This window comes from Rhodococcus sp. 06-1460-1B (assembly GCF_002258475.1).
Lineage (GTDB): Bacteria > Actinomycetota > Actinomycetes > Mycobacteriales > Mycobacteriaceae > Rhodococcoides > Rhodococcoides fascians.
The window spans coordinates 1-12,048 of the sequence record NZ_NOYS01000018.1 but is presented as its reverse complement, the minus strand read 5'-3'; the positions used below and the strand labels follow the sequence as shown (position 1 = coordinate 12,048).

At 64.5% G+C, this 12,048-nt stretch carries 11 protein-coding genes; 3 read left to right on the top strand and 8 right to left on the bottom strand.

Features of this window, described 5'->3' with window-relative positions; translation table 11 throughout:
* Positions 1-5 precede the first annotated feature (5 nt).
* A complete protein-coding gene (locus CH268_RS06085; RefSeq protein WP_094662944.1) occupies positions 6-1,265 on the top strand; it encodes an aminotransferase family protein in 1,260 nt (419 codons plus the stop codon).
* Here CH268_RS06085 and CH268_RS06080 read toward each other — a convergent pair.
* Positions 1,249-1,479, bottom strand: coding sequence for a hypothetical protein (locus CH268_RS06080; RefSeq protein WP_027496860.1), 231 nt, complete (start codon positions 1,477-1,479; stop codon positions 1,249-1,251). The genes CH268_RS06085 and CH268_RS06080 overlap by 17 nt on opposite strands.
* A gap of 37 nt (positions 1,480-1,516) precedes the next feature.
* On the opposite strand from CH268_RS06080, the gene CH268_RS06075 reads away from it, so the two are divergent.
* A complete protein-coding gene (locus CH268_RS06075) occupies positions 1,517-2,191 on the top strand; it encodes a hypothetical protein (protein WP_032383676.1) in 675 nt (224 codons plus the stop codon).
* Here CH268_RS06075 and CH268_RS06070 read toward each other — a convergent pair.
* The 7 genes from CH268_RS06070 to sthA form a co-directional block, all read right to left on the bottom strand.
* Positions 2,181-2,855: a PhzF family phenazine biosynthesis protein gene (locus CH268_RS06070; protein ID WP_094662942.1), complete on the bottom strand. Its 675-nt coding sequence runs from the start codon at positions 2,853-2,855 to the stop codon at positions 2,181-2,183. The two genes, CH268_RS06075 and CH268_RS06070, sit on opposite strands and share 11 nt — an antisense overlap.
* Before the next feature lie 96 nt (positions 2,856-2,951).
* Positions 2,952-3,491 carry a carboxymuconolactone decarboxylase family protein gene (locus tag CH268_RS06065; RefSeq protein ID WP_094662940.1) on the bottom strand — a complete coding sequence of 180 codons (540 nt, stop codon included), beginning with the start codon at positions 3,489-3,491 and terminating at the stop codon, positions 2,952-2,954.
* A gap of 1 nt (position 3,492) precedes the next feature.
* The gene (locus CH268_RS06060; protein WP_032366622.1) at positions 3,493-4,080 is read right to left on the bottom strand and encodes a peroxiredoxin; all 588 of its coding nucleotides are present in this window, start codon (positions 4,078-4,080) and stop codon (positions 3,493-3,495) included.
* 456 nt (positions 4,081-4,536) lie between these two features.
* Positions 4,537-7,053, bottom strand: coding sequence for a DEAD/DEAH box helicase (locus CH268_RS06055; protein WP_027496866.1), 2,517 nt, complete (start codon positions 7,051-7,053; stop codon positions 4,537-4,539).
* Positions 7,054-7,118: 65 nt separating this feature from the next.
* Complete coding sequence (locus CH268_RS06050) at positions 7,119-8,159, bottom strand: alpha/beta fold hydrolase (RefSeq protein WP_027496867.1); 1,041 nt, start codon at positions 8,157-8,159, stop codon at positions 7,119-7,121.
* A gap of 225 nt (positions 8,160-8,384) precedes the next feature.
* Positions 8,385-9,329: a proteasome assembly chaperone family protein gene (locus CH268_RS06045; protein WP_027496868.1), complete on the bottom strand. Its 945-nt coding sequence runs from the start codon at positions 9,327-9,329 to the stop codon at positions 8,385-8,387.
* Between the two features lie 181 nt (positions 9,330-9,510).
* On the bottom strand, positions 9,511-10,926 hold the full coding sequence (gene sthA, locus CH268_RS06040; protein ID WP_032366488.1) for a Si-specific NAD(P)(+) transhydrogenase: 1,416 nt from the start codon (positions 10,924-10,926) through the stop codon (positions 9,511-9,513).
* Positions 10,927-11,090: 164 nt separating this feature from the next.
* Here sthA and CH268_RS06035 point away from each other — a divergent pair.
* Positions 11,091-12,048 (top strand): S-(hydroxymethyl)mycothiol dehydrogenase (locus CH268_RS06035; protein WP_094663180.1); only part of this gene is annotated, 958 nt, incomplete at its 3' end.

Below are 12,048 nucleotides of genomic sequence, written 5' to 3'. Positions count from 1 at the left end.
AGCGCATGTCTTCCGACCTGGATCCAGCCGCCTCCACACACACCTCCGCGCTGTGGCACGGCTTCGCCGACATGGGCAACGTCACCGCCAATGGGCCGTTCGTCGTCTCGCGAGGCGAGGGTGCGTACATCTTCGACAACGAGGGCAACCGATACCTCGACGCCACCGCCGGTCTGTGGTTCACCAACGTCGGTCACGGGCGCCGCGAGATCGCCGACGCCGTTGCCGCGCAGCTGAGCTCGATCGCCCACTACTCGAACTTCGGCGACTTCGTGCCCGAGACCACGTTGGCCCTGGCCGATCGTCTCGCCGCCATCGCACCGGTGCCGGGCAGCAAGATCTTCTTCACCTCGGGTGGATCGGACTCCATCGACACCGCGGCGAAGCTTGCGCGCCGCTACTGGGTCGAAATGGGACAGCCGTCCAAGAAGATCATCGTCGGACGGCAGAAGGCCTACCACGGCATGCACGTCGCCGGCACCGCGCTCGCCGGCATTCCGGTCAACAAGGAGAACTACGGCGAGCTGATGCCCGACGCCAGAACAGTGGCGTGGGACGACGCGAAATCGCTTCTCGCGCTGATCGAAGAGGTCGGAGCCGAGAACGTCGCCGCCTTCTTCTGCGAACCGGTGATCGGAGCGGGTGGAATTTACTTGCCTCCCGAGGGCTACCTACGTGAGGTACGGCAGATCTGCCGCGACAACGACGTGCTGTTCGTCGCCGACGAAGTGGTGACCGGATTCGGCCGGATCGGCGGTAGTTGGTTCGCCTCCACCCGCTTCGAGCTCGAACCCGACCTGATGACGACCGCCAAGGGGTTGACGTCGGGCTACGTCCCGATGGGCGCAGTGTTCATCGCTCCGAAGATCGCCGAACCGTTCTTCGCAGGCGGAGTCTGGTGGCGTCACGGCTACACCTACGGTGGCCACGCAGGTGCAGCCGCCGCAGCGATGGCCAACCTCGACATCATCGAGCGCGAGGACCTGCTGAGTCACTCCAAGCGCATCGAAGCCGCACTGCACACCCACCTCGCGCCCCTGGCCGACCACGAGCGGGTCGCGGAAGTCCGCAGCGGGATCGGCGCTGTCGCTGCCGTTCAGCTCACCGACCCGGCGGAGGCATTACCGTTCGTGAAAACGTTGAGAGCTCATGGTGTTTCGGGCCGCGCGGCCGGACAGGGTGCAATGCAGATCTCGCCGGCGTTCGTCATGACCGACGCCGAGATCGAGGATATGGCCTCGCGCATCCTCAGTGCGCTCGGCTGAACCGAAGTCTGCTCAACAGCTGCTTCCCCCGCGAGAGCGGGGGAGCAGGTTCGGGTTCCGGCTCGGCGGAGATCGCGGCGAACCGCCGGTGCAGCTGATCGCGCACTTCGTCGGGTGCATACGCGCGCCGCTTGCGCTCGGACCGCACCACCAACGCCCCGGTGGCCGCAACCCCGGCCATCCCGGCGAGACCGAGAGCTTTCCAGACGTTCATGCGGCAACCGTACCGCCACGAGATCTAGGGTTGGTCCATGAATCCGTCGCGAGTCAGCCTCGATACCGCTGTGGATGCCACCAGAACCGGCGATATCTGGATCTTCCGTGGCCATTCTTCGGCGGACCGCGCAATTCAGGCTCTGACGAACAGCCCGGTCAATCACGTCGGTATGGCCGTCGTTCTGGACGACCTGCCGCCGCTGATGTGGCATGCAGAGCTCGGAAAGTCGTTGCAGGACATGTGGACCGGAAACTTCCAGCGTGGAGTGCAGCTGCACGACCTACGCGCTGCCGTCACGCACTGGGCCCAGCGGTATCAACAGCGTTGTTGGCTGCGGCAATTGGACGGATACGCCGGTCGTTCCCCAGGCTCCACTCCGGCCGTGACGAAGGAGCAGGAAGACGCGCTGCTTCGCACCATCGCGCGGATGGACGGAACGGCTTTTCCGACCACCGCGGCGCTCGCCGGTCGGTGGTTCCGTGGACGCGTGCCGGCGCTCCGGAAGAACGCGCAGGAGAGCGCTGCGCTCGAAACCGCGTACTGCGCCGAAGTTGTTGCGATGACCTACGACTCGATGGGTCTGTTGACGGGAAACAAGAAAGCCAACTGGTTCGATCCAGGAAAGTTCTGGAGCGGCGACCGTCTGCCACTGGCGGAAGGGGTGCGTCTGGGTGAGGAAATCGAAGTGGACGTGCCCGTCACACCGTGATCGAGTCGTCGTCGACGCTTCGGCCCCCGAGCTCCACCCACCCATCCTCGTCGACGGTGGTCCACAGCGCAGACCCCGCACCCTGGACGATGTTCAGGCCCCGACCGAGCTCGGCAGTGAGCCGTACGGCGGCAGCACCTGTTGCCTCGTCCTCGGCGATTCCCATCATCGGCGCGAACATGCGCGAGCGCAGTTCGGCGCGCTGCTCGTCGGTCCAGGCCCAGATGTAGTGGTGGCCACTGTCGTAGGTGTTGAGATCTGCCGCTGCCACTTCGGCTGCGTCGTGGACCTGATGAAACGTGAACTGCGGAGTCCACTCGGCGCGTGCACGCACCCAGGTGAGCTCGCCGTCGTAGCGGATGTCGAGCGTGGCAGCGGGGACGGTGAGCGTCTGCACCGAGTGTCCGTTGTTGCGAAGCCACCAGGACAATCCGACCGTCGGATGTCCGGCGAACGGGAGCTGCGTTGCCGGTGTGTAGATCGTCGCCGACGCGGTACCGGGTGACGAGCGATCGACGAACACCGTCTCGCTGAAACCCAACTGCCTAGCAACATCCTGCCTGTCGCTCTCGCCTACAGCCTGTGCGTCAACGATGCCCAGTGGATTACCGAACCTGCCGTCGGCATCGGTGAACACTCGGACGACGGACACTTCGATAGCCATGCGGGGACGTTACCAATACGTCGTCGAGGCGTCTCGGTCGACGACGAACGGGGACCCGCCGCACCGGATCCCCGTTTCGACCTGTTCAGCGGAACCTCAGACGGAGGCACCGTCGAGTACGCGGCCGGCCTCGACGGTCTGCGCGACACCCGCGACGATCGACGCGGCGCGAATCGCCTCGAAGATCTTCTCGCGGTCGACGCCCTCGGCGCGCAGAGTCTTCTCGTGCGCCTCGAGGCAGTGGTTGCATCCGTTGACGGCCGAGACCGCGAGCGACCACAGCTCGAAATCGGCTTTCTCGACGCCAGGGTTGCCGATGATGTTCATGCGCAAGCCGGCGCGTAGATCGTCGTACTTTCCGTCCAGGTAGCCCTTGGTGCGGTAGAAGACGTTGTTCATACCCATGATCGACGCGGCACCCAGAGCGGCGTTGTACGCCTCGGCCGACAACGAGTCGGCGGCGTCCTCGGCGATCTCTTTCAACGTGGTCGAGGACTTCGACGCGGCGGCCACCGAAAGCAATGTGCCCCAGAGCTGTTGCTCGCTGAGCACGGTGGACCGCACGATCGAACCGAGGTTGAGCTTGAGGTCCTTCGCGTATTCGGGGACGGCGTTCTTCAAATTGTCGATCGACATGTCAGACGCTCGCCGTCAGTAGTTCGCCGGCGTCGATGGTGGGATCGCCCTTCTTCCAGTTGCAGGCGCACAGCTCATCCGACTGCAGTGCGTCCAGTACTCGAAGAACCTCGTCCACATTTCGACCGACCGATCCGGCGGTGACCGAGACGAACTGGATCTCGTTGTTCGGGTCCACGATGAAGGTGGCCCGGTCGGCGACGCCGTCGGCATTGAGAACACCGGTGGCAGCGGCCAATTCGCGCTTGAGATCCGAGAGCATCGGGAAGGGGAGTGTCTTGAGCTCGTCGTGCTGCGCGCGCCACTGGAAGTGCACGAATTCGTTGTCGACGGAGGCACCGAGAACCTGCGCGTCACGATCTTCGAACTCGTCGTTGAGCTTGCCGAATGCTGCGATCTCGGTGGGGCACACGAACGTGAAGTCCTTGGGCCAGAAGAAGACGATGCGCCACTTTCCGGCGTGGTCGTCGCTGGTGACGGTGGTGAAGTAGTCGTCGGGCTGCTGCGCGTTCACCTTGGACAGGTCGCCGCCGATGACGGCGGTGAGATTGTATGCGGGGAACTGGTCGCCGATTGTCAACAGTGCCATGTGGTCTCCTCGTGTCGAAATGATCGCGTCGGTTCCGTCGGGAAGCGGTTCGGCTCGGTGGCGATTGTGCAGCCGCACGAGCTCGACCGACCTGGACGAGTGTGCCAAAAATGGGCCGAAAGGTAAACGTGATGAGTGGCACTGGACCGACAGGCGTGCCCGATCGGCCCTGTCGGCCGACGCAGTCTTGTCCGCGATCCGCGCACTACTGCTATTTCGTAACGGCAGCAACGCAATTGGTCTCGGAACCGTATCGGGCCGTCGAAAACTAGGTACCTGCCCAACCAACCGTGTACACGGAGCATTTCGTCCCCGTCGTACCGTCCGGTCGTGTACTCGGCGGACGCACCCCGACCGTTGCCGCGCAACGCAATTCGGATCCGAAGTGCGTGGAACGGGTCGGCCATAACCGACTTTGCCACGCTCGCAGGCTTTCTCGCGCGCGAGGCGCACGCATCAGCCGGGCGTGACGACGATCTCGTCGAACACGATTTCTCCGGCCGCGTCGGATTCGGCGAGGTCGATGACAGCATCGAGCGACCAGCCGTGGTCGCCGTCCGGATCTTCGAGTACCTGGCGGACCGTGGTGGATTCCGCACCGACGTTCAGGGTGAACAGCGCCGGTCCGCGAGCTGAGGGGCCGGTGCCGATGAACCCGTACTCGGCGAAGAACGGCTCCAATTCCTCCTCCCAGTCCGGACCGTCGTCCAGGTCGTCGAGCGCGTTCCACTGACGACGCGCCGCCAGATCGACCCTTCGAAAGATCGCGTTACGGGCCAGGATTCGGAAAGCCCGTGGATTCGCCGAGATCGGACGCGGCGCATCGGACCCGTACGCCTCGACCAGGGCTTCCGGTTCGGCACCGGGATCGGTCAGGTTCTCCCACTCGTCGAGCAGGCTGGAATCGACTTGCCGAACCAGCTCGCCCAGCCACTCGGTGATGTCTTGGACCTCCTCGGTGCGCGATTCCGGCGGAACCGTCTGGCGCAGAGTGCGGTACGCGTCGGCGAGGTAGCGCAGTACCAAGCCCTCCGAGCGCATGAGGCCGTAGTGACTGATCAGCTCCGCGAAGGTCATCGCGCGCTCGACCATGTCACGGACGACGGACTTGGGCGACAGGCCCACCTCGGAGAGCCACGGGTGAGACCCGCGGTAGATCTCGAAGGCCGGAACGAGCAGCTCGGCAAGGGGTTTCGGCCAGGTGACCTCTTCGAGGAGTTCCATCCGCTCGTCGTACTCGATGCCGTCGGCCTTCATCTGGGCCACCGCTTCGCCGCGTGCGGCATGTTGCTGCGCCATCAACACCTGCCGAGGATCGTCGAGCGTCGACTCGATGATCGACACCACGTCGAGCGCGTGGGTGGGGGAGTCGACGTCGAGCAACTCGAACGAGGCCACCGCGAACGTCGACAACGGCTGATTGAGCGCGAAGTCCGGCTGCAGGTCCACCGTCAGCCTGGCATGGCGCCCGTCCGCGTCCGGCTCGGCCAACTGTTCGACGATTCCGGCCTCGACCAGGCCGCGGTACAGCGACAGCGCACGCAGGATGTGCTTGCGCTGAGCCGGCCGGGTCTCGTGGTTGTCCTCGAGCAAATGACGCATCGCGTGGAAGCAATTGCCCGGCCGCGCAATGACATTGAGCAACATCGCATTGCTGACCGAGAACCGGGACGTCAACGGCTCCGGGCTTGCCGCGATGATGCGCTCGAACGTCGGCTCGCCCCACGAGACGAAGCCGTCGGGTGCCTTCTTGCGCTGTACCCGCTTGAGCTTCTTCGGGTCGTCACCGGCTTTGGCCACGAGCCGAGCATTCTCGATGTCGTGCTCGGGTGCCTCGACCACGACGGTGCCGAGGGTGTCGTACCCCGCGCGGCCCGCGCGTCCCGCGATCTGATGGAACTCACGCGCCCGAAGCTTGCGTGTTCTGATGCCGTCGTATTTGGTGAGTCCGGTGAACAGCACGGTCCGGATGGGAACGTTGATGCCCACGCCCAACGTGTCGGTACCGCAGATCACCTTCAAAAGACCGTCCTGCGCCAGTTTCTCCACCAGCCTGCGGTACTTGGGAAGCATGCCGGCGTGATGCACCCCGATACCGTGACGAACGAGTCTGGACAGCGTCGACCCGAAGCCGGTGGTGAAGCGGAAGTTGCCGATGGCCTCGGCTATCGCGGCCTTCTCTTGCTTGGACGCGACATTGATGCTCGTCAGGGCCTGAGCGCGTTCGAGTGCCGCTGCCTGGGTGAAGTGCACGACGTACACCGGCGCCAGGTGCGTCTGCACCAGCTCCTCGATCGTTTCGCCGATCGGGGTGGTGACGTACGAGAACATCAACGGGACAGGCCGTTCGGTACCGGAGACGACGGTGGTCGTGCGGCCGGTGCGTCGGGTCAGATCGTCGCGGAAGAACGAGACGTCGCCCAACGTCGCCGACATGAGCAGGAACTGGGCGTTCGGCAGTTCGATCAGAGGTACCTGCCAGGCCCATCCCCGGTCCGGCTCGGAGTAGTAGTGGAACTCGTCCATGATCACTTGGCCGATGTCGGAGTCGGCGCCCTGCCGCAGTGCCAGGTTCGCGACGATCTCGGCAGTGGCGCAGATGATCGGCGCACCGGAATTGACCGACGCGTCGCCGGTCATCATGCCGACGTTCTGCGCTCCGAAGATCTCGCACAGGGCGAAGAACTTCTCGCTGACGAGCGCCTTGATCGGCGCGGTGTAGAAACTGCGAATGCCTGCGGCCATGGCCGCGAAGTGGGCACCGATGGCGACCATGGACTTTCCGGAACCGGTCGGCGTGGCCAGGATGACGTTGGATCCCGACACCAGCTCGATCAGCGCCTCTTCCTGCGCGGGATACAGCGTCAGGCCCCGGTCCGAAGCCCAGGTGGTGAACGTGTCGAACAGGACGTCCGGGTCCACGCCGTCGGAGGTGGCGGCGGAAACGTCGGGTATCAGTTCGGTGAGGAGCACCTCTACAGGCTATGTGTCGGTGACGGCGGTTCCCGAATCGACACCGAACGCCTGCGACGGGAGCGTCAGGTCGCGCTTCGCTCGTCGGACCCCATGGCCCCGAGCACGGCCATCCTGGTGCTCGAGCTGCCGCTGATCATGTCCTCGCCGACGCCGGTGATGAGCAGGTTGCGCCAGCGCACCTCGTCGAAACTGAGTGAGGGAGTCGAGTCGATGAAGTCCTCGAGGACCTGAAGGAAGCGCATCGGATCGTCGCGAAACGGGAAGTGTCCGGAATTGTCGAACACCTCCAGCTTCGAACCGGGCATGGCGGAATGAGCCAGCCGGGCGTGCGCCACCGGAATCACCGAGTCCTGCTCACCCCATACCAGCAGCACCGGCAGATTTTCGGTGAGATAACAGCGGTCCAGCATCGTGACCACCTGGCCACGCCAGTCCACCACGGCACGCAGCGTCCGTAGGTAGGCCTCGTACGTCGTCGGTGCAGGCAGTTCGCTCAGCACTCGGATCAGATCGGGGGTGTCGTGCAGCATCGACCCCGGTCGTAGTGGGGAGCTGTGCAATTTGCTCAACAGGCCGCCGGCCAGCTTGACCGCCGGTATCGCGCCCGGCAAGCGCAGCAGCTTCACCGCCTCGGACAGGAACGGCATCGACGCCAGTCGCAGAAGGGGGTGCACGTCCTTGGTCACTCCGCCCGAGGACACCAACGCGAGGCGGTCGACCATGTGCGGGAACTGATAGGCGAACTGCATCGCCACCCCGCCGCCGAGCGAGTGGCCCACCACGGTGACGTGCTCGATGCCCAGGACGGACAACAGATCGCGCATACCGTTGGCGTACGCGGCAACGGAATAGTCGGCCCGAGGTTTGTCGGAGCGGCCGTGGCCCAGGAGATCGGGTGCGATCACCGTGTAGCTCTTGGCGAGGTGCGGGATGACCTCGTTCCACGTCTCGGAATTGTCACCGATCCCGTGGATCAGCAGCAGCACAGGGCCCTCACCGGCCATGCGAAAGGCCCGCCGATACCCGTGAATGGTCCGAAAGATCAGCCGCGGTTCCTCGTCGGGAACCGGCCGGAGCTTACGACTGCGCGGAGTAGTGGACATTCGCGCCTCCTGATTCCCTGGTGCGCCGACGTACGGCGCAGTACGGCGTCGCTGCTCACCAGAGCGCAGCAACACAGACGACGGTTGTGTGTTGCTACGACTCTCGCACGAGATCGCGCTCGGGGCAGAGCATCGGGCGTATTGCGGGTTACAGGTATGTTGCGATCCGCCGGGGCTGTCGCATATGACTGGATCCCACTGCTTTCGCTGTGACCAGCTCCACAACTACCGGGGTGCTTGCCCGTCTCCGTCGTCGAGGCCGGCCTGCTCGGCCAGGAACCGCTCGAACTCGGCACCCAGCTCGTCGCCGCTGGGGAGCGGCTCGTCACTGGCCAACAGGGTGGACTGTTGTTCCTGCGCGGCGACATACGTGTCGTACTGGCGCTCGAGAGCCTGTACGACCGACTGCACTTCCTCGTTTCCGGTGATGTGCTCGTTGACCTGCTCCCGGACGCGAGCCGCGGCCTCGCCCAACGCTGCCAACGGTAGATCGAGCTCGGCAGCTTCACCGACGTTCTCGAGCAGCGTTTCCGCAGCCCCCGGGTAGTCCGTCTGCGCCAGATAATGCGGGACGTGTACCGAGAAGCCCATCGACTCGTGGCCGTGCTGTGCCATCCGTAGTTCGAGCAAGGACGACGCACTACCGGGCACCTGCAGCTCGCCCGCCCAGCTGTTGCCTTCCTTGACCAACGCCCTGTCGCTCGCGTGCGCGGTGACGCCCAGCGGGCGGGTGTGCGGAATGGCCATCGGAATGGAGCCGAGACCGATCGTGCGCCGCACTCCGAGCTGCTCGGCAAGCAGGCGCACTGCCGTCGTGAACTTCTCCCATCGCAGATCGGGCTCCATGCCTGCCAGAAGAAGGAAGGGGGTCCCCACGTTGTCCTTGACGGCATACAAGTTGAGCTCGGGAGCGTCGTAATCCGAGAAATGATCGGACTTGAACGTCATGGTCGGCCGACGGGACCGGTAATCGATCAACTCGTCGACATCGAAGGAGGCCACCAGCTCGGTTTCGAGACTCTCCCGCAGATGGGTCGTCGCAAGCTTCACGGCATGGCCGGCGTCGGAGAATCCTTCCAGCCCGTGCACCAGCACGGGCCCGACTCCGTCGTTGGAGAAAATCTGAGGTGCCGGAAATTCCAGCTCGTACATCTTCGACTGTTCGGTCATGGCCGGGCCCCTTTCGGATCGACTCGTCGATGCCTCGACGCGAGCATCGGGTCAGAATACGCGGACCGTCTGCTCGAGCCGCATACACGCCGACGTCGATCGTGGTGAATCACTACCCGACAGAACAACCGCGGAACCGTCGTTCATTCCCGGTCGGCGATTCGGTCCCCGCGTCGACGCATCAGCGGTCGAAATTTGCCAGGGCTCGGATCTTGTTCGTGACGTCCAGTGCGGCGACCTTGTACGCCTCGGACAACGTCGGATAGTTGAAGACCGCGTCGACCAGGTAGTCGACGGTGCCGCCGCACCCCATGACGGCCTGACCGATGTGCACCAGATCCGTGGCTCCCGAACCGAAGATGTGCACGCCGAGAATCGAACGGTCCTCGGTGGAGACGAGCAACTTGAGCATCCCGTACGAGTCCCCGGCGATCTGGCCACGGGCGAGTTCGCGGTATCGCGACACACCGACCTCGTAAGGAATGGATCCCTTCGTCAGATCGACCTCCGTCGCGCCGACGTACGAGACCTCGGGGATGGAGTAGATGCCGATCGGTTGGACGTCGGTGAGCTGCGCGCTCGGTTCCCCGAACGCGTGATACGCCGCCAACCTGCCCTGATCCATCGACGTCGCCGCCAACGCCGGAAACCCGATGACGTCGCCGACGGCATAGATGTGGTCCACCTTGGTCTGAAAATGCTCGTCGACGAAGATGCGCCCACGGGCGTCCGCTTCGAGGCCCGCGTTCTCGAGTTCGAGGGCCGTGGTCAACCCCTGGCGACCCGCCGAGTACATCACCGTCTCCGCCGGGATGCGTTTGCCGCTGGCAAGGGTCGTCACCGTGCCGTTCGGCCCGACGTCCACCGCCGTGACTGCTTCACCGAAGCGGAACGTCACCGCGAGATCGCGGAGGTGGAACTGCAGGGATTCGATGATCTCGCGATCGCAGAAGTCGAGCATCGAATCGCGTTTCTCGACGACGGTCACCTTGGTGCCCAGGGCGGCGAACATCGAGGCGTACTCGATGCCGATCACGCCGGCACCCACGACGACCATCGACGCCGGGATGAACTCCAAGTTCAGAATGCCGTCGGAGTCCAACACCCGGTAGTCGTCGAATGCGACGTCGGCGGGTCGCGCGGGGGCGGTGCCGGTGGCGATCACCACGTTGGCGGCCGAGACCGTGATGCGCTCGCCCCGGGCCTCGTCCTCGACGACGATGGTGTGTGCATCCAGAAACTTGCCGACCCCGGTGATCAGCTCGATGCGGTTACGGAGCAGTTGCGAGCGCACCACCTCGATTTCCTTACCGATCACATGCTGGGTTCGGGCCAGCAGGTCGGCGGGAGTGATGTCGGCCTTGACGCGGTAGCTCGCGCCGTACAGCTCTCGCTGATTCATCCCCGTCAGATAGAGAACGGCTTCTCGGAGTGTCTTGGACGGAATGGTTCCGGTGTTGACGCACACGCCGCCGAGCATGTGGCCCTTCTCCACGATCGCCACTCGCTTGCCGAGTTTCGCGGCCGCGATCGCGGCCTTCTGGCCGCCGGGGCCCGAGCCGATGACCACCAGGTCGTATTCCATGGGTGCAGACATCGTTCATAGGTACCGCTCGCACGAGAAGACTGTGTGCCCGCTCGGTCACGAGCGTGTGAATTCCGCGGCTCGTCCCACCGAACGAATGCAGATGTCGCCACGTGACGATGCGTTGTGCGAGGCTGAACCGAGCACGCAACACACGATTTTCAGTGGAGGAATACATGCCGCAGCAGGTCCGCGCCGTCGTCGCCAAGAGCAAAGGCGAGCCCGTCTCGATCGAGACGATCACCATTCCCGATCCCGGCCCGAACGATGTCGTGGTCACCATCGCCGCGTGCGGGGTGTGTCATACCGATCTGCATTACCGCGAGGGCGGCATCAACGACGAGTTCCCGTTCCTGCTCGGCCACGAAGCCGCAGGCACCGTCGAGGCCATCGGTGACGCTGTCACTCATGTCGAGGTCGGTGATTTCGTGGTGTTGAACTGGCGTGCGGTGTGCGGGGAGTGCCGAGCCTGCAAGAAAGGCACCCCCTGGTACTGCTTCGACACCCACAATGCGTCGCAGAAGATGACCCTCGCCGACGGCACCGAACTCTCTCCTGCGTTGGGGATCGGGGCGTTCGCCGACAAGACCCTCGTCCACGAAGGCCAGTGCACCAAGGTCGACCCCGACTCCGATCCGGCGGTGGTGGGGTTGCTCGGGTGCGGGGTGATGGCCGGACTCGGTGCGGCGATGAACACCGGCCACGTCTCCCGCGGGGATTCCGTCGCCGTGATCGGGTGCGGCGGTGTCGGGGACGCCGCGATCGCCGGCGCCCGCCTGGCGGGGGCGTCGACGATCATCGCCGTCGACCGCGACAAGAAGAAACTCGACTGGGCTCTCGATCTCGGTGCCACCCACACCGTCGATGCCTCGCAGGTCGAGGCCGTCGAGGCCATCCAGGAGCTGACCGGTGGGTTCGGGGCGGATGTGGTCATCGATGCCGTCGGCCGCCCGGAGACGTGGAAGCAGGCGTTCTACGCCCGCGATCTCGCCGGGACGGTCGTCCTCGTCGGGGTGCCGACGCCGGAGATGACGGTGGAGATGCCGTTGATCGATTTCTTTTCCCGGGGTGGGTCGTTGAAGTCGTCGTGGTACGGCGATTGCCTACCGGAGCGGGATTTTCCGATGTTGGTCG

Excerpts from the sequence above, each read along its gene's own strand:
- CH268_RS06085 (WP_094662944.1), top strand. The coding sequence starts at position 6 with ATGTCTTCCGACCTGGATCCAGCCGCCTCCACACACACCTCCGCGCTG.
- CH268_RS06080 (WP_027496860.1), bottom strand. The coding sequence starts at position 1,479 with ATGAACGTCTGGAAAGCTCTCGGTCTCGCCGGGATGGCCGGGGTTGCG.
- CH268_RS06075 (WP_032383676.1), top strand. The coding sequence starts at position 1,517 with ATGAATCCGTCGCGAGTCAGCCTCGATACCGCTGTGGATGCCACCAGA.
- CH268_RS06070 (WP_094662942.1), bottom strand. The coding sequence starts at position 2,855 with ATGGCTATCGAAGTGTCCGTCGTCCGAGTGTTCACCGATGCCGACGGC.
- CH268_RS06065 (WP_094662940.1), bottom strand. The coding sequence starts at position 3,491 with ATGTCGATCGACAATTTGAAGAACGCCGTCCCCGAATACGCGAAGGAC.
- CH268_RS06060 (WP_032366622.1), bottom strand. The coding sequence starts at position 4,080 with ATGGCACTGTTGACAATCGGCGACCAGTTCCCCGCATACAATCTCACC.
- CH268_RS06050 (WP_027496867.1), bottom strand. The coding sequence starts at position 8,159 with ATGTCCACTACTCCGCGCAGTCGTAAGCTCCGGCCGGTTCCCGACGAG.
- CH268_RS06045 (WP_027496868.1), bottom strand. The coding sequence starts at position 9,329 with ATGACCGAACAGTCGAAGATGTACGAGCTGGAATTTCCGGCACCTCAG.
- sthA (WP_032366488.1), bottom strand. The coding sequence starts at position 10,926 with ATGTCTGCACCCATGGAATACGACCTGGTGGTCATCGGCTCGGGCCCC.